The 18768-nt window shown below is 69.7% G+C and carries 17 protein-coding genes; 9 read left to right on the forward strand and 8 right to left on the reverse strand.

The genetic code is table 11. The features are described from left to right. Nucleotides 1–34 precede the first annotated feature (34 nt). From recF to dnaA, 4 genes are all read right to left on the reverse strand, one after another. Nucleotides 35–1189, reverse strand: a complete 1155-nt coding sequence (recF, locus tag ACLJQZ_RS08005) for a DNA replication/repair protein RecF (protein ID WP_326945429.1) — start codon at nucleotides 1187–1189, stop codon at nucleotides 35–37. 22 nt (nucleotides 1190–1211) lie between these two features. Then, on the reverse strand, nucleotides 1212–2102 hold the full coding sequence (gene gnd, locus ACLJQZ_RS08010) for a phosphogluconate dehydrogenase (NAD(+)-dependent, decarboxylating) (RefSeq protein ID WP_410619415.1): 891 nt from the start codon (nucleotides 2100–2102) through the stop codon (nucleotides 1212–1214). A gap of 34 nt (nucleotides 2103–2136) precedes the next feature. Continuing rightward, the gene (gene dnaN / locus ACLJQZ_RS08015; RefSeq protein ID WP_410619416.1) at nucleotides 2137–3270 is read right to left on the reverse strand and encodes a DNA polymerase III subunit beta; all 1134 of its coding nucleotides are present in this window, start codon (nucleotides 3268–3270) and stop codon (nucleotides 2137–2139) included. Nucleotides 3271–4137: 867 nt separating this feature from the next. Further along, the gene (gene dnaA, locus ACLJQZ_RS08020; protein WP_247059645.1) at nucleotides 4138–5748 is read right to left on the reverse strand and encodes a chromosomal replication initiator protein DnaA; all 1611 of its coding nucleotides are present in this window, start codon (nucleotides 5746–5748) and stop codon (nucleotides 4138–4140) included. 606 nt (nucleotides 5749–6354) lie between these two features. On the opposite strand from dnaA, the gene rpmH reads away from it, so the two are divergent. From rpmH to ACLJQZ_RS08060, 8 genes are all read left to right on the forward strand, one after another. Further along, a complete protein-coding gene (gene rpmH / locus ACLJQZ_RS08025) occupies nucleotides 6355–6498 on the forward strand; it encodes a 50S ribosomal protein L34 (RefSeq protein ID WP_247059643.1) in 144 nt (47 codons plus the stop codon). A 21-nt stretch (nucleotides 6499–6519) separates the two neighbouring features. Beyond that, complete coding sequence (rnpA, locus tag ACLJQZ_RS08030) at nucleotides 6520–6954, forward strand: ribonuclease P protein component (RefSeq protein ID WP_410619417.1); 435 nt, start codon at nucleotides 6520–6522, stop codon at nucleotides 6952–6954. A gap of 5 nt (nucleotides 6955–6959) precedes the next feature. Further along, entirely contained in the window at nucleotides 6960–7295 is a 336-nt protein-coding gene (gene yidD / locus ACLJQZ_RS08035; protein WP_326956449.1) for a membrane protein insertion efficiency factor YidD, read from the forward strand. A gap of 5 nt (nucleotides 7296–7300) precedes the next feature. Then, nucleotides 7301–8464: a membrane protein insertase YidC gene (gene yidC / locus ACLJQZ_RS08040; RefSeq protein ID WP_410619418.1), complete on the forward strand. Its 1164-nt coding sequence runs from the start codon at nucleotides 7301–7303 to the stop codon at nucleotides 8462–8464. A 30-nt stretch (nucleotides 8465–8494) separates the two neighbouring features. Further along, a complete protein-coding gene (locus ACLJQZ_RS08045) occupies nucleotides 8495–9055 on the forward strand; it encodes a protein jag (protein ID WP_247059639.1) in 561 nt (186 codons plus the stop codon). Nucleotides 9056–10712: 1657 nt separating this feature from the next. Further along, the gene (rsmG, locus tag ACLJQZ_RS08050) at nucleotides 10713–11393 is read left to right on the forward strand and encodes a 16S rRNA (guanine(527)-N(7))-methyltransferase RsmG (RefSeq protein ID WP_410619419.1); all 681 of its coding nucleotides are present in this window, start codon (nucleotides 10713–10715) and stop codon (nucleotides 11391–11393) included. Between the two features lie 86 nt (nucleotides 11394–11479). Further along, nucleotides 11480–12403, forward strand: coding sequence for a ParA family protein (locus tag ACLJQZ_RS08055; protein ID WP_410619420.1), 924 nt, complete (start codon nucleotides 11480–11482; stop codon nucleotides 12401–12403). Next, complete coding sequence (locus ACLJQZ_RS08060) at nucleotides 12400–13398, forward strand: ParB/RepB/Spo0J family partition protein (RefSeq protein ID WP_247059636.1); 999 nt, start codon at nucleotides 12400–12402, stop codon at nucleotides 13396–13398. Before ACLJQZ_RS08055 ends, ACLJQZ_RS08060 begins: the two co-directional genes overlap by 4 nt. 177 nt (nucleotides 13399–13575) lie before the next feature. Here the strand turns inward: ACLJQZ_RS08060 and ACLJQZ_RS08065 are convergent, their stop codons facing one another. Together ACLJQZ_RS08065 and ACLJQZ_RS08070 are read right to left on the reverse strand one after the other, a co-directional pair. Then, on the reverse strand, nucleotides 13576–14520 hold the full coding sequence (locus ACLJQZ_RS08065) for a D-alanine--D-alanine ligase (RefSeq protein ID WP_410619421.1): 945 nt from the start codon (nucleotides 14518–14520) through the stop codon (nucleotides 13576–13578). 92 nt (nucleotides 14521–14612) lie between these two features. Continuing rightward, complete coding sequence (locus tag ACLJQZ_RS08070; RefSeq protein WP_328645528.1) at nucleotides 14613–15932, reverse strand: PLP-dependent aminotransferase family protein; 1320 nt, start codon at nucleotides 15930–15932, stop codon at nucleotides 14613–14615. Nucleotides 15933–16144: 212 nt separating this feature from the next. On the opposite strand from ACLJQZ_RS08070, the gene ACLJQZ_RS08075 reads away from it, so the two are divergent. Then, nucleotides 16145–16789, forward strand: coding sequence for a GNAT family N-acetyltransferase (locus ACLJQZ_RS08075; protein ID WP_326945422.1), 645 nt, complete (start codon nucleotides 16145–16147; stop codon nucleotides 16787–16789). A 216-nt stretch (nucleotides 16790–17005) separates the two neighbouring features. Here the strand turns inward: ACLJQZ_RS08075 and ACLJQZ_RS08080 are convergent, their stop codons facing one another. Together ACLJQZ_RS08080 and trxA are read right to left on the reverse strand one after the other, a co-directional pair. Then, on the reverse strand, nucleotides 17006–18154 hold the full coding sequence (locus ACLJQZ_RS08080; RefSeq protein ID WP_247059629.1) for an N-acetylmuramoyl-L-alanine amidase: 1149 nt from the start codon (nucleotides 18152–18154) through the stop codon (nucleotides 17006–17008). 280 nt (nucleotides 18155–18434) lie between these two features. Next, nucleotides 18435–18758: a thioredoxin gene (trxA, locus tag ACLJQZ_RS08085; RefSeq protein ID WP_020642536.1), complete on the reverse strand. Its 324-nt coding sequence runs from the start codon at nucleotides 18756–18758 to the stop codon at nucleotides 18435–18437. Nucleotides 18759–18768 lie beyond the last annotated feature (10 nt).

An 18768-nucleotide genomic window follows, 5' to 3' on the forward strand; every position in this document is an offset into this window, starting at 1 on the left:
TCGAGTAGATCTTGGAGCGCCTTGTTTGCGCTGTTCAGCCACGCGTGACCTCACCATCCGCCACCACGAACCGGCTCCCCGCCAGCTCGCTGGGCACGTCTTCGTCGACCGCGGCGGTCACCAGCACCTGCTCGGCGCTCGCGGCGACCTCGGCCAGCCGGGCCCGGCGCTTGCGGTCCAGCTCGGCGAACACGTCGTCGAGCAGGAGCACCGGCTCACCCGCCTCCCCGCGCAGCAGCTCGTAGCTGCCGAGCCGGAGAGCGAGCGCGAACGACCACGACTCGCCGTGGCTCGCGTAACCCTTGGCCGGCGCCTCGCCCAGGATCAGCTCCAGCTCGTCCCGGTGCGGGCCGACCAAGCTGATCCCCCGCTCCAGCTCGGCTTTACGAGATTCACCGAGCGCTTTGAGCAAGACGTCCTTCAGGACATCGGGTTGCGCCCGTTCGCCGTCCGGCACGCCGTACGTCTCCGGCAGGCCCTCACCCAGCGAAGACTTGTACGAGATCTTCGCCGGCCGGGAGTCCGGCGCGACGCCCATGTACGCCGCGGCCGCGTACGGCCCGAGGTCGGCGACGAGGTTCAGGCGCGCGGCCAGCAGCTCCGCGCCCGCCACCGCGAGGTGGTCGTCCCAGACTTCGAGCGTCGACAGCGCGTACGGGTCCTCACGACCGGTCCGGCGCTTGCCTGCCGTCTTGAGCAGGGCGTTGCGCTGCTTCAGCACCTTCTCGTAGTCCGCACGAACCCCGGCGTACCGCGGCGCGCGCAGCACGAGCAGCTCGTCGAGGAACCGGCGTCGCTCACCCGGGTCACCCCGCACCAGCGCCAGGTCCTCCGGGGAGAACAGCACCGTGCGCAGGATGCCGAGCACGTCCCGCGGCCGGCCGACCGCGCCGCGGTTGACCCGCGCGCGGTTCGCCCGGCCGGCGGTGATCTCGAGCTCGACGGTCAGCTCGCGGTCGTCGTTGACCACCGCGACCCGCACCAGCGCGCGCTCACAGCCGTGCCGGATGAGCGGCGCGTCCGTCGCGACGCGGTGCGAGCCCAGCGTCGCGACGTACCCGATCGCTTCCAGCAGGTTGGTCTTGCCGCGACCGTTCTGGCCGACCAGCACGGTCGGCCCCGGTTCGAGGGCGAGATCGGCCTGGGGCCAGGAGCGGAAGTCGGTGACCTGCAAATGGCGCAGATACACGTGGTTCCTTCCCGGACGGGACCTACCCGCCGACCTTCTTCACGGCGTGCCCGCCGAACTGGTTGCGCAACGCGGCGACCGCGCGCATCGCGGCCGAGTGCTCCTGGCGGGAGGCGAACCGGGCGAACAGCGCGGCCGAGATGACCGGCGCCGGCACCGCGTTGTTGATCGCCTCTTCGAGCGTCCACCGGCCTTCGCCGGAGTCCTCGACGTACCCCTCGAGGTCGTCCAGGTCCGGGTCCTCGTCGAGCGCGCGCACGAGCAGGTCGAGCAGCCAGGACCGGACGACGGTGCCGCGCTGCCAGCCCTTGATCACGGCGGGCACGTCGTCGACGACCTTCGCGGCCTCGAGCAGCTCGAAGCCTTCGGCGAAGGCCTGCATCATGCCGTACTCGATGCCGTTGTGGATCATCTTCGCGTAGTGGCCGGCACCGACGCTGCCCGCGTGCGAGAAGCCTTCCTCGCGCGGGCCTTCCGGGCGCAGCGCGTCGAAGATCGGCATCGCGCGCTCGACGTCGGCGGCCGTGCCGCCGACCATCAGGCCGTAGCCGTTTTCCTTGCCCCACACGCCACCGGAGACACCGCAGTCGGCGTAGCCGATGTTCTTCGCGGCGAGCAGCTCGGCGTTCAGCTTGTCGTCGGTGTACTTCGAGTTGCCGCCGTCGATGACCATGTCACCTTCGGCGAGCAGGTTGCCCAGCTCGGTGATGGTCTGCCGCGTCGGGTCGCCGGCCGGGACCATGATCCAGACGATCCGCGGAGCGTCCAGTTTGGACACCAGGTCCTCGAGCGACGTCGTGTCGCTGACGTCCGGGTTGCGGTCGTAGCCGACCACTTCGTGACCGGCCGCGCGCAGCCGCTCACGCATGTTGAAGCCCATCTTGCCCAGGCCGATCAGACCGAGCTGAACCATGAGATCCCCTTACGTGCTAAAGAAAAGTTGTGGGTCAGCCCGGCAAGCGGACCGGCATCAGGAGGTAGAGGTAGCCGGGGATGAGGTTGCCCTCGGCGTCGGCCGGCTTGATGAGGGCGGGGCGGTTCGGCGTGGTGAACGTCAGCTCCGCCCGGTCGCTGTGGAGGGCGCCGAGACCGTCGACGAGGTAACCCGGGTTGAACGCGATCGTCACCGGCTCACCTTCGTAGTCGACCTGGAGCTCTTCCTCGGCGCTTCCCTCGTCGTCGCCGCCCGCGGACAGCCGCAGCGTGTTGTCCCCGAACTCCAGTCGTACCTGAGTCCCCCGCTCCGCGACCAGCGAAACTCGCTTGATCGACTCCGTGAGAGCGGACACTTCGATGACCGCGCGCGACGTGTGCGTCGCGGGCAGCAGCTGGCGGTACGGCGGGAACTCGGCGTCGAGCAGCCGGGTCGTCGTGTAGCGCCCGGAGCCGGACAGGCCGAGCAGGCCCTCGCCGCTGGCCAGCGCGAGCCGGATCGTGGCGCCGCTCGCGCCGAGCGTCTTGGCCGCCTCGGCGAGCGTGCGCGCCGGGACGAGCACCGCGGCGTCGGCCAGGCCCTCGGCGGGCTGCCAGGTGAACTCGCGCATGGCGAGCCGGAACCGGTCGGTCGCGACGAGGGTCAGCGAGCTGCCGGAGATCTCGAGCCGCATGCCGGTCAGCATCGGCAGCGTGTCGTCCTTGCCCGCGGCGACGACGACCTGGGTGACGGCCTGGCCGAACGCGTCGCCGGTGAGCTCACCCGCGAAGGCGGGCTGGGACGGCAGCTGCGGGTAGTCCTCGACCGGCATGGTCGGCAGGGAAAAGCGCGCGCTGCCGCACGTGATCGTGGCGCGGGCGCCGTCGACGGCGATCTCGACCGGCTGGTTCGGCAGGGACTTGGTGATGTCGGCGAGGAGCCTGCCGGACACCAGCAGGCGGCCGCCGTCGGCGATCGTCGCCGGGACGCCCACGGTCGCGGACACCTCGTAGTCGAAACCCGACACGGTCAACGCGTCGGAGTCGCCGTCGGAACCGGCGTCGAGCAGGACTCCGCCCAGTACCGGCACGGGAGGCCGGGAGGGGAGGCTTCTCGCCACCCACGCGACGGCGTCGGCGAGCCCGTCACGCTCGACGCGGATCTTCATGCGCGCATCCTTTCGACGACCCGAGCCACTCGGCTCGGACAGGGCGACGGGGCCGGCCCGGCCTCGCTCTGGCTTGGGGCAGTGACCGGCTGCCCGCTCCGGCCGGTCCGCCCTCCGCGTCAGCGGCCGGAGCACGGACCAGGTGCAGACATCCACGGTAGGCCGTCGCGGGGGCAGCCGTCACTTCGGCCTCCCCTTGACTTTGTCGACTTGGCGACAGTCTCCCGCGGTTGTCCCCAGATTCGTCCTCCGCCTGTTTTTATCTTTTTCTCTCTTAGAAGAGATCTAAAAGGCAGTAGCAGTAGTAAGTCCTGTGGATTGTGTGGATTGAGGTCGTTCGCGCAGGTGGGAGTGCTCGCGGGCATGTGGAGAACCATGGTGGTGGATCTGGGGACAGATCGGGCCGTCCGTGGACAACTTCGAGCGGCCCCGGATCCGTCCACAGTTGTCCCCGGTTATCCCCACGGTTGTCCCCAGGTGTGGGGCCCTCTGTACCCAGGGTCTGGGGGTGCGCGGCACGGTCCGGATCGCTCTTCCGGGTGACTGGGCCCTCCTGTGCACACAATGTGGGCAACCTGTGGAATCAGCGTGGACAACAGTGTGGATTTCTTGTGGATCACCTGTGGGCGGGGTGTGGACGGATTCCGGGTCGTCGCTGGTGGGAGATCCGCGGACGCTGTGGGCAAACTGCCCACACCATGGGGAAACTTCCTTGTGTACAAACAATTTTCGCGACTTTGCGAAGCGCGCGTACGTGCGCTTCGCTGCTTCGCGGGCGTAGGCGTGCTTCAGGCAGTCCAAAGACGACTCAGGGGCGTCCACACGATGTGGACGCCCCTGAGTCGTTGGGAGGTAAGGAAAGACGGGCTACTGGCGGGCGCGCTGCTTGATGCGCGACGTCAGCTCCTGCACCTGGTCGTAGATGCGCCGGCGCTCGGCCATCTCCTTGCGGATCTTCTTGTCCGCGTGCATGACGGTCGTGTGGTCGCGGCCGCCGAACGTCTGCCCGATCTTCGGCAGCGACATGTCGGTCAGCTCGCGGCAGAGGTACATCGCGATCTGGCGGGACGTGGCGAGCGCCTTCGTCTTGCCCGGGCCGCACAGGTCGTCCAGCGAGACGTCGAAGAACTCGGAGATGACGCCCATGATGGTGGGTGCGGTGATCTCCGGGGCGTGCGAGTCGGGGATGAGGTCGCGCAGCACGATCTCGGCCAGCCCGGCGTCGACCGGCTGCTGGTTCAGCGACGCGAACGCCGTGACCCGGATCAGCGCGCCTTCGAGCTCCCGGATGTTCGCCTCGACGCGCGAGGCGATGAACTCCAGGACGTCACCCGGCACCGCGAGCCGGTCCTGCGCCGCCTTCTTGCGGAGGATCGCGATTCGCGTCTCGAGCTCGGGCGGCTGGATGTCGGTGATCAGGCCCCACTCGAACCGCGTCCGCAGCCGGTCCTCCAGCGTTTCGAGGCGCTTGGGCGGGCGGTCGGAGCTGACGACGATCTGCTTGTTCGCGTTGTGAAGGGTGTTGAAGGTGTGGAAGAACTCTTCCTGCGTACCTTCTTTGCCCTCCAGGAACTGGATGTCGTCGACGAGCAGGATGTCGATGTCGCGGTAGCGGCGCTGGAAGGCGACCTTGCGGTCGTCGCGCAGCGAGTTGATGAAGTCGTTCGTGAACTCTTCGGTCGAGACGTACCGCACGCGCATGCCCGGGAAGAGCCGTTGCGCGTAGTGGCCGACCGCGTGCAGCAGGTGCGTCTTGCCGAGCCCGGACTCGCCCCAGATGAAGAGCGGGTTGTACGCGCGGGCCGGCGCTTCGGCGACGGCGACCGCGGCCGCGTGCGCGAACCGGTTGGACGCGCCGATGACGAACGTGTCGAACGTGTACTTCTCGTTGAGCTTCGTCTTCGATGTCTGCGGCTGCGCCGGCGCGGTGTAGGGCTGGCCGGCGATCGGCTGCCCGGAGAACGTCGGCCAGATCTCGTGGACGGCGGCGAGCGCTTCGCCCTCTTCGTCGACTTCCTCGTCGGTGTCGTCACCGTCGTCGGGCTTCGGCCCGGCGGACTGGTGCGCCGGCATCGGCGGCGCGGGCTCGGGACGCTGCGGCGGCATCATCGGGCCGGGGCCCGGCATCGGCGCGGGGGCCGGCTCGGCGCTCACGCCGTTTTCCACCCGGGCGGGTGACGGGACGTAGCGCGGCGCGGCGACCGGGGCGAGGGTCTCGGCGGTGTCGACCTTCACGGCCAGCGAGATGGCGCGGCCGAGCCGCCGGGAGAGCGCGTCGGTGATCGCGCCGCGGAGGCCGCGCTCGATCGCTTCCTTCGCGAAGTCACTGGGGGCAGCGAGCAGCGCGGTGCCGTCGAGCAGGCCGATGGGGCGGGTCACGCGCATCCAGGCACGCTGCTGGGGGGACAGGGTCCCGTCGGACAGTTCGCGTACCACCTGTTCCCAGATGACACCCAGGTTGTGCTGGTGCTCCGACACCTGGCTGGCTCCCCTCCCCTCGACGGCGCGTACGGCCGGATCGGCCCGGGAACGCCCCTGGTCACACCGCCCTATGACCCCCTGCGGACCTGACCGGGTACCGGCACAGCGAATATCCACATAGTTGTCCACAGCTGTGCACTAATGTACGGCGACCCGCGGCGACGCCACCTGCGGGCTCGTCGTAAGCCGGTGGGCACTCCACCACCCGGATACTCGTGCACCTCGACCGGTGACCCGAGAGAGGCACGCTAACAAGCCCCGCTCGCTGCCACAAGGCATCCTGGGCCGCCAGCATTTCATGGTGTACGGCGTGTTGCCATTCGATGCCGCGGCGTCGACGAACGGGCCTCGCGCGGCCCGTCACCGGCGGTGGCCGAGGGGGTGCTTACCGGGCGCCGGTCGGGGGTGCGTACCCTCGTAAGGTCTCCCGTATGCGACGGGCGCGTTTCGCGTGCCCTAGTTGTCGTCGCTCGTCGTGACGAGGCCACACGTTGGTAGGAGACACCAGAGACTGCCGTGCGCCCGCACGACACGCCAGGTGAGAGGGATGACCGTTCCTCTCCGGCGGGTGGGCAGACGACACAGCGACACACAGGAGAAGCAGTGAGCAAGGGTAAGCGGACCTTCCAGCCGAACAACCGTCGTCGCGCCAAGACCCACGGGTTCCGGCTGCGCATGCGGACCCGGGCAGGCCGGGGCATCCTGGCGGCTCGCCGTCGCAAGGGCCGCGAAGCGCTGTCGGCCTGATCCGGCACGTCGGGGCGCGCCGTGCTGCCGGCTGCCGCACGTTTGCGGCGGAGTGAGGATTTCCGCGTGGTTCTCCGTCGCGGATCCAAGGCAGGCAGGCGCCGCCTCGTCGTCCACGCGTTGACCACGGACCCGTCCATGGCCGCCGATGCACCGTCGGCGACCAGGGCGGGTTTTGTGGTGAGCAAGGCCGTGGGGAACTCGGTGGTCCGCCACCGGGTGTCCCGCAAGTTGCGTCATCTCGTTTCGGCCCGGCTCGGAACCCTGCCCGCCGGCAGTGCGTTGGTCGTACGGGCATTGCCGCCGTCCGCGACCGCGTCCAGCGCGGAGCTCGGGGCCGATCTCGACGCCGCGCTGCGGCGGCTCGGACTACTGTCGTCGCGCCGTCCGGCCGGGGATGTCCCCAGCCCGACGCGTCCCGCGGACGCGGCCCCCGACCACGGATCAGCGGTGTGACCGGTATGCGAGCCACCCCCGAGCACTCAGTGCACGACGAGCACGACCACGACGACGAGCCCGGGCCCACGCGGCCCGGTCCGGTCGCGTGGGTCCTGTTGCTCCCCATCAAGCTCTACCGCAAGGCGATTTCGCCCTTCCTGCCGCCGGCGTGCCGGTTCTACCCGAGCTGCAGCGCGTACGCCGTCGAGGCCCTCACCCGGCACGGCGCCGGCCGCGGCTCCTACCTCGCGGCGCGCCGGCTGCTGCGTTGCGGCCCGTGGACCATGCCCGGCCGCGACCCCGTGCCCGAGACGTTCTCGTGGCGCCACCGACGACCTGAAACACCGATCGAGGAGTAGCAGCAGTGCTCGATTTCATCTACTACCCCGTGTCCTTCATCCTCTGGTGTTGGCACAAGGTCTTCGGGCTCGTCTTCGGGGAGTCGACGGCGATCGCCTGGATCCTCGGCATCATCTTCCTGACGTTCACGGTCCGCGGCATCATGTTCAAGCCGTTCGTGAACCAGGTCCGGTCGATGAAGAAGATGCAGGACTTCGCGCCGGAGATGAAGAAGCTCCAGAAGAAGTACGCGAACGACAAGCAGCGCCAGGCACAGGAGATGCAGAAGCTCCAGAAGGAGCACGGCGTCAACCCGCTGGGCAGCTGCCTGCCGATGCTGCTGCAGATCCCGGTGTTCATCGGCCTGAACCACGTCCTGCGCGCGTTCTCGATCATGCCGGCGGACGGCAAGCCGAAGACCGAGAACTACTTCTTCACCCAGCACGACGTCGAGTCCTACGTCAACGCGAAGCTCTTCGGCGTCAACCTCGGCGAGGCCGTCTACAACGGTGTCGGCGTCGTCAGCGGGGGCAACGCCGCGAACGTCGGCTTCCACTGGAGCGTGCTCCCGGTCGCCCTGCCCCTCATGATCATCGCGTCGATCGCCACGCACCTCACCGCGCGGCACTCGGTGGCCCGCCAGAACGCCGCGTCGGCCACCTCGCAGACCGCGATCATGAACAAGCTGACGATGTACATCTTCCCGCTCGGTGTCCTCGTCTTCGGTGCGCTGTTCCCGCTCGGCCTCCTCTTCTACTGGCTGGCGAACAACGGCTGGACCCTGATGCAGCAGCGCCTCGTCTACACGAAGATCGACAAGGAAGAGGCGGCTCGCAAGGTGGAGGCCGCCGAGAAGCGCGCGTCGCTCGGCCCGAAGCCCGGGCAGAAGCCGACCGCGCCGAAGGTGGGCCAGAAGCCCGTCCAGCAGAAGAAGAACCAGCCCGCCCAGACCGGCTCGCAGAAGAAGGTCACCAAGGCCGGCTCGGCCCACGGCTTCGCGCAGACCACGCCGGCGGAGGCCGCCGCGGCCAAGGCCGCCGAGGTCGCTGCGGCCAAGGCGGACGGCGCGACGGTGGCGGAGGCCACCCCGGTCGCCACGAACGGCCAGAACGGCTCATCGGAGAACGGCACGGGAGTGCCCGGGCTCCTCAAAGACTCGACCAGGAAGTCGGGCCGGAAGCGCCGCTGAGGCGCGACCGGTTCGGAGAGGAGACGAATGATGTCGGAGACGATCGACACGATCGACGCCGATCAGGACGACGCGGCCGCGGGCGCGACCACCGAAGAGGAGAGCGAGCAGAAGGCGGGAGGTGGCGACGACGTCCTCGTCCAGGAGGGCGACATCGCCGGCGACTACCTCGAGCGGCTGCTGGACCTGCTCGACTACGACGGTGACATCGACCTGGACGTGGAAGCCGGCCGCGCGATCGTGAGCATCGACGGCGGCGAGGACCTCGAGAAGCTCGTCGGCCCCCGCGGCACGGTGCTCGAGGCCCTGCAGGAGCTGACCCGCCTGGCGGTCCAGCAGGAGACCGGTTCGCGCAGCCGCCTCATGCTGGACATCGCGGGCTGGCGCGCGGACCGCCGCGAGGAACTCCGCGAGCTCGGCCGTTCGACGGCGGAGTCGGTCCTCTCGAGCGGCGAGCGGGTGCGGCTGCAGCCGATGAGCCCGTTCGAACGCAAGGTGGTCCACGACGCCGTGGCGACGGTCTCGGGCGTCACGAGCGAGAGCGAGGGCGAAGACCCCAAGCGTCGCGTGGTGATCTTCCCGGAGTCCTGACGGACTTCGTCGGCGGCCCGTCGGACTTCGGTCCGGCGGGCCGCTTTTTTGTGCCCTTGTGGAGCGAGCGGACTGGGCGGATCGGACTTGTATCGACGGCGACCACAGGTACGACTTGACGCTGCCCGGCTCGGCATCGGCTGCGGTGGGACGAGAAGGCGGTCATCCTGTCGCGGGTGGGGCACGCCCGGCCGCACCCGCGCTGACGTTCGGGAGGCGTGGTGCCTTTGTCCTTCGGCACGCCTCGCCCCCGGCCTCCGCTGGGCGGTCGACCGCCGGCAGGCGAGCCGACGAAGCCGTCGGCCGCCGGTGACTCGCGATTGCGGCGTTCCAGGACGAGCGGAGGGTCCGGCCGTTCGGCGTTGCCCTGACGGATCACCGGGTCCCCCAGCTTGCCCCGGCCCGCGTCGCCGGTGCCGCACCGCCGTAGCGGACGGGCCGCCGTTCCGTGCGTCTGCGGGCAAGCTGTCCGGCGGGCAACGCGCCCAGCTGACCCTCGTCCTCGCGCTGGCACCGTCGCGCACCGCGACCACCACCGTGCACTTCGCCGCCCCGTCTGACCACGACGGTCGAATGCTGCCGCTGTGGGGCGGCTCCCGCTTGCCCGGCGCGACTGCCGCGGTCGCGACGGCGATCGCCGCAGGCCGTTACCTCAGGCCGTGCACCGGCAGCGGACCCGACCGCCACTCCCACACCTGCTGTCGCGCCAGCCGCGCCCGCCACCTCCTGGCGCGGCAGCCACGCCCGCCATTGCGGCATCTCGCTCTGCCCGTTGCGGTCGCGGCGGCGCCTCATCATCCGTCGGTACTGCCGCCGCGTTCGCCGCCCCCGGCGCCCTGAAACCGCGGGCATCTCGCTTCGCGTCACAGCCGCGGTAGCGACTGTGGTCGCTCGTGTGCCGGGGCCCCTTCGCCGCTGCCGTGTGCCGTGACCGGCGCTGCGGCTCAGTCGCTACGACCATCGCCGCGGCTGCAGTCACCCGCTGCCGTATGGGCTGCCGTTGCCGCAGCGGGAGGTCGTTGCGCGGCTGTCCTCGCCCAGGATCGCCCTGCCCCGGCCTCGCCCGTTGTGTCATCGTGTCTGGCCGCTCGTCGTGGCCGGCCCACCAGTCGCGCCAGTCGGACCGCGTCCTGCCCCGGCCTGACTGGCTGTGCGGCGCGCTCGTCACCGCGACTGGCCGCCGTGACTGTCGCATCTGCCAGGGGCCTGTGGTCGGGCCACACTGCCGCGTTGCTGCCGCCGCCGGGAGTACGGACCGTCCCCGCTATCGCCACTGCCGCCGCGGCCGCAGCTGCAGCCGGTTCGTCTTGTCGGTCGCGCCGCTGTGCTGCGATGTGCCGAGGTCATCCCGGCGTCGTGGCCGTGACTGGTCGTGCCGCGGCTGCCGTGTGCCACCGTGCCAGGGCTGCCGCCCTGCCGCTGCGGTGCGCCTCGCCCTCCGCGGTGCTCGTTGCCGCGGCGTGAATTACAGCCGTGATGTTTCACGTGGAACGCGCACCGGGCTCGGCGACGGTGAGGTGGTGTTTCACGTGGAACCGGCCGCTGGGTGAGTGGAGTTGTCCACATCTGCGGTCTGTCGGCTCGTTTTCACGTCGACATCAGGGACAATCGCTGGAGCGCCGTTTCACGTGAAACGCGCGGACTAGGAGTAGCCGGAGTGAGCTTGGAGCAGGCCGCGGGTGCGGTGCGGACCGCGGCGGAGCAAGTGTTCGGTGCGCACGTCGACCAAGCGGCTGGGTATGTCGAACTCCTCGCGAGTCACGGGGTTGAGCGTGGGCTGATCGGTCCGCGGGAAGTCGAACGGCTGTGGGAACGGCACGTGCTCAACTCGGCGGTGATCGGCGAGCAGATGCCTGAGGGGGCTCGCGTCGTCGATGTCGGGTCGGGGGCCGGGCTTCCGGGTGTACCGCTCGCCATCGCGCGACCGGACCTCGATATCGTCTTGCTCGAACCTATGGCCCGCCGGGTGGACTGGCTGGCCGAGGTGGCCGAGAAGCTGGAACTCCCGATCACCATCGTCCGTGGACGCGCGGAGGAGCGGCCTGTGCGTGAGCAGCTCGGTGGCGCCGACATCGTCACCGCTCGCGCGGTCGCCCCGCTGGCCCGGCTCGCGGACTGGTGCTTGCCGCTGGTTCGTCCCGACGGCTTCCTGGTCGCCCTCAAGGGCGCCAGTGCGGCGGACGAGATCGAGCGGGACGGTGCCGCCATCAGGAAGGCGGGCGGCGCCGACCCGATGGTCGTGGAGTGCGGTGTGGCAGTACTAGAGGTCCCCAGCACGGTCGTGAAGATCCGTCGCCAGTCGTCGAAGACGGCTCAGGCGCGGAGCAGGAAGCGCTAGCGCAGACAACGGGCCGCGGTGTTCCACGTGAAACGACGCGACTCGTCCATCGACCAGACGTCTATATGGAGGAGGTGTCGAGACCGGTGAATCCCCCGCCGTCCGACTCCACGGAGACCAGCCACGACGTGGGCTGGACGCCGATCGCCGAAGAAGCCACCCGCGCCGCTCGGCTGCTACACCCGGAAGGGTCGCTGCCCCGGCCCGGCCGTCGCCGCGTGATGACCGTCGCCAACCAGAAGGGCGGCGTCGGCAAGACCACCAGCACGGTCAACCTCGCCGCCGCGCTCGCCGTTCACGGGCTCAAGACGCTCGTCGTCGACCTCGACCCGCAGGGCAACGCGAGCACCGCGCTCGACGTCGACCACCGGTCCGGGACGCCCTCCATCTACGAAGTGCTCATCGGCGAGGTGACGCTCGCCGAGGCGGCGCAGCCGACCGAGCAGTCCCCCAACCTCTTCTGCGTCCCCGCCACGATCGACCTCGCCGGCGCCGAGATCGAGCTCGTCTCGATGGCGTCGCGCGAGTCGCGGCTCAAGGAAGCTATCTCCTCGGAGATCCTCGACGAGATCGGCGTCGACTACGTCTTGATCGACTGCCCGCCGTCGCTCGGCCTCCTGACGGTCAACGCGATGGTCGCCGCGCAGGAGGTGCTCATCCCGATCCAGTGCGAGTACTACGCGCTGGAAGGGCTCGGGCAGCTGCTGAGCAACATCGAGCTCGTGCAGCAGCACCTCAACCGCGAACTCCGCGTCTCGACGATCCTGCTCACCATGTACGACGGCCGGACCAAGCTGGCCGATCAGGTGACGAACGAGGTGCGGAACCACTTCGGCGACACTGTCCTGAAGACCGTCATCCCCCGCAGCGTGAAGGTGTCGGAGGCGCCCGGGTACGGCCAGACCGTGCTCGCCTACGACCCCGGCTCGCGCGGGGCGCTGAGCTACGTCGACGCGGCGAAGGAGATCGCCGAGCGAGGTGCACTCATGGAAAGGGGTAGTTCCACATGACCGAGCGCAGAGGAGGGCTGGGGCGCGGCCTCGCCGCCCTCATCCCTACCGGGCCCACCGGCGGCCCCCTCCCCGCGCCCAGTGACGGGTCGGCGGCGGACAAGAAGGCGGCCGACGAGAAGGGCTGGTTCGCGGCGAACGGCCAAGCGAAGCAGCACAGCGGCGAGGTCGCCGGGGCGGTCTACCGCGAGATCCCGGTCGGCTCGATCAAGCCCAACCCGAAGCAGCCGCGGCTGGCCTTCGACGAAGAGGCGCTCGCCGAACTCGAGCACTCGATCCGCGAGTTCGGGCTCATGCAGCCCATCGTGGTTCGCGAGCTCGGGAACGACGAGTACGAGCTCGTCATGGGCGAGCGGCGGCTCCGGGCGTCGCAGCAGGCGGAGCTCGAAGCGATCCCGGCGATCGTCCGGCAGACCGCCGACGAGTCGATGCTGCGCGACGCGCTCCTGGAGAACATCCACCGCGTCCAGCTGAACCCGCTCGAAGAGGCGGCGGCGTACCAGCAGCTGCTCGACGAGTTCGCGGTCACGCACGAGGAGCTGGCGAGCCGGATCGGCCGCAGCCGGCCGGTCATCACCAACACCATCCGGCTCCTCAAGCTCCCCCTGCCGGTGCAGCGCCGGGTCGCCGCGGGCGTCTTGTCCGCCGGGCACGCGCGTGCGTTGCTGTCCCTGGAGGACGCCGACAGTCAGGAAGAGCTCGCCGCGCGCATCATCGCGGAGGGCATGTCGGTCCGGGCGACCGAGGAAGCCGTCACGCTCAAGAAGAGCGAGAAGCCGGCCAAGCCGAAGCCCGCGCCGCGCAAGCCGATCCAGGCGCCCGGGCTCCAGGATCTCGCCAACCGGCTTTCGGACCGGTTCGACACCCGCGTGAAGGTCGACCTCGGCCGGCGCAAGGGGCGGATCGTGCTCGAGTTCGGCTCGGTCGACGATCTCGAGCGCATCGTCTCGATCATCGACGCGAATGGGGCGAATCAGACACCGGAAACCGATTAGGGATCACCCCAGGGGGTTTCGTCACGGTGATGATTGCTCCACGCGGTTGCGGCGACCACGTCCGGTGATGATCGCTCGCGACACCAAAAGGCTGTGACAGTCGGGGCTCCGCCACCCGGAGCCCCCGCGAAAAAGGCCACCACGGAAATTCCGTAGTGGCCTTTCGCGTACGAGGAGTCAGCGGGAGATCGCGCGCCCGATCAGGTCGGCGAACACCGTGCCGAGCGACTTGCCCGCCGCGTCGATCGCCATCGGGACCGTCGACGTCTCGGTGAGCCCGGGTGACGGGTTCACCTCGAGGAAGTGGACCGTGCCGTCTTCGGCGACGATCGCGTCGGTCCGGGAGATGTCCCGCAGTCCGAGGACGCGGTGGGCGGCGACGGCGAGCTCGGCCGCCGCCTTGGCCGCGGCGTCGTCGAGGCGGGCCGGGGTGAAGAAGTCCGTCAGGCCGGCGGTGTAGCGGGCCGTGTAGTCGTAGACGCCGCTCTCCGGCACGATCTCGACGGCGGGCAGGGCCTCGGGACCGTTCTCGCCCTCGATGACCGTCACGGCTACTTCGATTCCGGCTACGAACCGCTCCGCGAGAACCGTGTCGCCGTAAGCGAAGCAGCCGACCATCGCCGCGGGCAGTTCCGCCGCTTCGCGCACCACCTGCGTGCCGAGCGCCGAGCCACCCTGGTCCGGCTTGAGGATCAGCGGCAGGCCGAGCTGCTCCACCATCGCGTCGAGCACCGCCTGGGCGCCGAGCTCGCGGAACGTGCTGTGCGGCAACACGACCCAGCCCGGCGTCACGAAGCCGGCGTTCTCGATGAGCGCCTTGGCCGTCGGCTTGTCCCACGCGCGGCGGCAGCCCTGGGAACCGGTGCCGACGAACGGCACGTCCAGCATTTCCAGGACCGTCTGCACCGAGCCGTTTTCGCCCTCACCGCCGTGCAGCGCGACGACCACGGCGTCCGGGCGCTGCGTGCGCAGGCGCTCCAGCAACCCCGCGTCGGTGTCCCACTCCTCGATGCCGAGGCCTTCGGACTTGAGCGCCGCGGAGAGCCGTCGCCCGGACCTCAGCGAGACGTCGCGTTCGTGCGAAAGCCCGCCGGCGAGCACGGCAACGGTACGGTCGACCACCGTGGAAACTCCTTAGCTGGTTTAAAAAACTGTGACATCCGGGGCTTCGCCCCGGGCCGGGGGCTCTGCCACCCGGAACCCCCGAAAGCCACCTAGACCGTGTCGGGGGACGGGTTCGGCGGCCCCTGGATCTGGCGCGCGCTCACGTTACCGAAGGTGCGCGCGAGGTCCATTTCGGACTCCAGCACAGCGGCCAGCCGCCGGACGCCTTCCCGGATGCGCTCCGGTGTCGGGTAGCAGTAGGACAGCCGCATCTGGCGGCTGCCGAAACCGTCGGCGTAGAAGCCGGTTCCGGACGCGTACGCCACCCGCGCGGTCACCGCGCGCGGCAGCATCGCCTTGGTGTCGACGCCTTCCGGCACCGTCACCCAGACGTAGAACCCGCCGTCCGGCTTCGTCCACGAGCAGCCCGGGGGCAGGTACTGGTCGAGCGCGGACAGGATCGCGTCGCGCCGCTCGCGGTAGTTCTCGCGGAACTTCTTGATCTGGCCCTTCCAGTCGTGCGTGGCCAGGTACCGCGACACGATCAGCTGGTTGAGGGTCGGCGGGCACAGCGTCGCCGACTCCGCGGCCAGCACGAGCTTTTCGCGGACGGCGTGCGGCGCGAGCACCCAGCCGACGCGCAGACCGGACGCGAACGTCTTCGAGAACGAGCCGAGGTACACGACGTTGTCGGGGTCCGTCGAGCGCAGCGCCGGGTACGTCTGCCCGTCGAAACCGAGTAACCCGTACGGGTTGTCTTCGACGACCAGGACGCCGTGCTCGCGGCAGATCTCCAGGATCTCCGCGCGGCGCTCGACGGCCAGCGTGACGCCGGCGGGGTTGTGGAAGTTCGGGATCGTGTAGAGGAACTTGACGCGCCGGCCGGCCTTCTCCGTCTGGCTCAGCGCCTCCCGCAGCAGTTCCGGCACCAGGCCGTTTTCGTCCATCGCCACGTGCACGACCTGCGCCTGGTACGCGGCGAAGGAGCCCAGGGCACCGACGTAGGACGGGCCCTCGGCGATCACGACGTCACCCGGGTCGCAGAACAGCCGCGTGACCATGTCCAGGCCCATCTGGGAGCCGACGGTCACCACGACGTCGTCCGGGTGCGCCTTGATGCCCTCCAGCGCCATGATTTCGCAGATCTGCTCGCGCAGCGCCGGGACGCCGTGCGCCGAGCCGTACTGCAGGGCCACCAGGCCGTCTTCGGCGATGATCTCCGCCACCTGCGCCGAGAGCGTGTCGAGCGGGAGCGCGGCCAGGTTCGGCATGCCGCCGGCGAGGGAGACCACCTCGGGCCGGCTGGCGACCGCGAACAGGGCCCGGATCTCGGAGGCGGTCATCCCGGCGGTGCGCGCGGCATACCGCTCGAGGTGCGGGTCGAGGTTCTGACGGCCGCTGTGCGGCTTGCTGGGGCGGTTCTCGGTCATCGACGATTCACCCGGGGGTCGGTGGACACGGTCCGCTCCCGCGCGGGAGCGGTAGATCCATCGAGTGTAACCGGGGCCTGTCGAGGACCCCTGACCTTTCGGTGCTTCTCACATCGGCCTACCATCGACCATGGCTCCCGTGTTCGTGCTGTGGTTCCGCGCGGCTTGACGGCGGAGGAGCCCACCGGGAGCGCAGGTCAGGGAGGTCGCGGGTGTCGCGTCGCGTCGTGGGCGTCACACTGGACAACCTCGAGCATCTGCCGAAGAGCTGTCGCAGGTGCGTGTACTGGGAGCTGGCTCCGCACCTGAAGAACCAGGCCGAGGAGTTCGGCGCCACCGAGGTCGAGAAGGAAGCCTGGGTTTCGAGCGTGCTGCTCGAGTGGGGTTCCTGCGGCCGCATCGTCTACAGCGACACGCTGCCGGTCGGGTTCGTGCTGTACGCCCCGCCGAACGCCGTCCCGCGCTCGCTGGCCTTCCCGACGTCCCCGCCGAGCGCGGACGCGGTGTTGCTGACGGCCTTCCAGATCCTCCCGGAATTCCGCGGCGGCGGCCTCGGCCGGATGCTGGTCCAGGCGGTCGCGAAGGACCTCACCAAGCGCGGCGTCCGCGCCATCGAGGCGTTCGGCGACGCGCGTCCCGACGAGTCGGACCCGGACGGCGGCCACAGCTGCGTGCTGCCTTCGGCCTTCCTGCAGAGCGTCGGCTTCAAGACCGTCCGTCCCCACCAGAAGTGGCCGCGCCTGCGCCTCGAGCTGCGTTCGGCGATCACCTGGAAGGAAGACGTCGAGGCGGCGCTGGAGCGGCTGCTCGGCCAGGTGACGATCACCACGGCCGAGCCGATCCTCGGCCGCGCCTGACCTGCCGCAAACGTTTGCGCCGGAGCTCCGGCGCACCTGGAACACGGATTCCGTCGTGTGTGCACAGCTGTGGAAGAAGTGCCGAGTTATCCACAGAGCCCTGATAGGCGCGGTGGAAAAGCTGTGGATGACTGCACCGAAACCTGGGGACGGCGCGTGCGCGTCCCCAGGTGTGGTGGAGCAGGTGAAGGTGAGCCGCTAGGGGTTGTGGTCGCCCTACTCGGCCTTCGCGAGTTCGTGCGCGAGGACATCCGCGAACGTGAACGTGCCCGTCGGCTGGTCGCCCTCGCCGAGCAGGTACAGGCGCTTGACGGCGATCAGGATGCCCTCGGCGACGATGTCGCGGAAGGCCGGGTCGCCCAGCTTGCGGCTGTCGTCCGGGTTCGTCAGGTAGCCGATCTCGACCCGGACGGCCGGGCAGCGGGTGCGGGTGAAGATGTCCCACGACTTGTAGTGCGTGCGGTTGTCCTGCAGGCCCGTGCGGGCCGCGACCTCGCGCTGGATGAAGCCGGCCAGCAGCTCGCCCACGGTCGACGTCGTGCCGTTGCCGTTGCCGAAGTGGAAGCTCGCGACGCCCTGCGCGCGCGGCGAGGGGTTCTTGTCGCTGTGCAGCGAGAGGAACAGGTCGGCGCCCGCGTCGTTCGCGAACTTCGCGCGCTCCAGCTCGGTGGGGCTGTGGTTCGGGCCGCGGGAGATCAGCGCCTCCATGCCGGTGGCCTTCATCCGGCCTTCCAGGCGGCGCGCGAGGTCCCACGCGATGTCGGCCTCGCGGAGCCCGCCGGCGACCACGCCGAGGTCGTCGCCGCCGTGGCCGGGGTCGATCACGATGCGCTTGCCGCGCAGCCGGGGACCGGCCTGGCGCACCTGCTCCTGCTCGCGCAGGAACACGGGGCGGCCGCCCCGGGCCCGCGGCGAGGACAGGCGGTGCAGCTCTCGGATGGTCGCGGGGCCGCACATGCCGTCCGGCGTCAGGCGCATGTCGCGCTGGAACGTCTTGAGGGCGCGCTCGGTCGCCGCGCCGAAGTAGCCGTCCGGGCGGCCGGCGTCGAAGCCGAGTTCGGTCAGCCGCTCCTGCAGCGTGAAGACGTCGTCACCCTGGATCGGGGCCGCGATCGTGTACGACAGCAGCCGGCTGCCCAGGTGGTAGCTGGCGCCCTTGAGCGCCTGGAAGGTGGCCTGACCCACGATGCCGTCGGTCATCAGCCCACGGCTCTGCTGGAAGGCCCGTACGGCGTTCTCGACGGCGACATCGAACGTGTCGTAGGCGTCGGTACCGGTGACCGGCGGGAGCAGGTCCATCCCGGCCAGGATCGACCTGATCTCGGCGACGTCCGGACCGGCGTCACCGCGGCGGAGTACCCGCATGCACTCCTCGCTTTTCCTCAGGCACCGATTGGGGGTTCGGCGCGTGGCAAAACTTCGGGGAAAACCATCACTGGGACGGGCCCAGGTCCTCTATTGTGCCTTGCGAACTCTCGGTGACACCGCAGGCCCGGTCGGTTCGTCAAGAGCCCGTTCGTGGCGTCCCGGTGGTGGCCCTCGTCACGCAGGATTCACCCACACCGGTGAGATTCCCCCGAACGACGAGAACCCGGAGCCCACGGGAGGGTTCCCGCAGGCCCCGGGTTCGCCGGGCTTGTTCGGTTCAGAGAACGTCGGCGAGGTCCGACAGCAGCGCGGCCTTCGGCTTGGCGCCCACGATCTGCTTCACCGGCTTGCCGCCCTGAAACAGGATCAGCGTCGGGATGGACATCACCTGGTAGTCACGCGGCGTGTTCGGGTTCTCGTCGATGTCGATCTTGGCGATGGTCAGCTTCTCGCCGTTCTCCGCCGCGATCTCCTCGAGCACCGGGGCGACCATCTTGCACGGCCCGCACCAGGTGGCCCAGAAGTCGACCAGAACGGGCTTCTCGCTGGTCAGGACCTCGTCGACGAACGTCGCGTCGGTCACCTTCACGGTGTTGGACATGGTTTCTCCT

The sequence above is a fragment of the Amycolatopsis sp. cmx-8-4 genome (assembly GCF_046548675.1).
Classification (GTDB): Bacteria; Actinomycetota; Actinomycetes; order Mycobacteriales; family Pseudonocardiaceae; genus Amycolatopsis.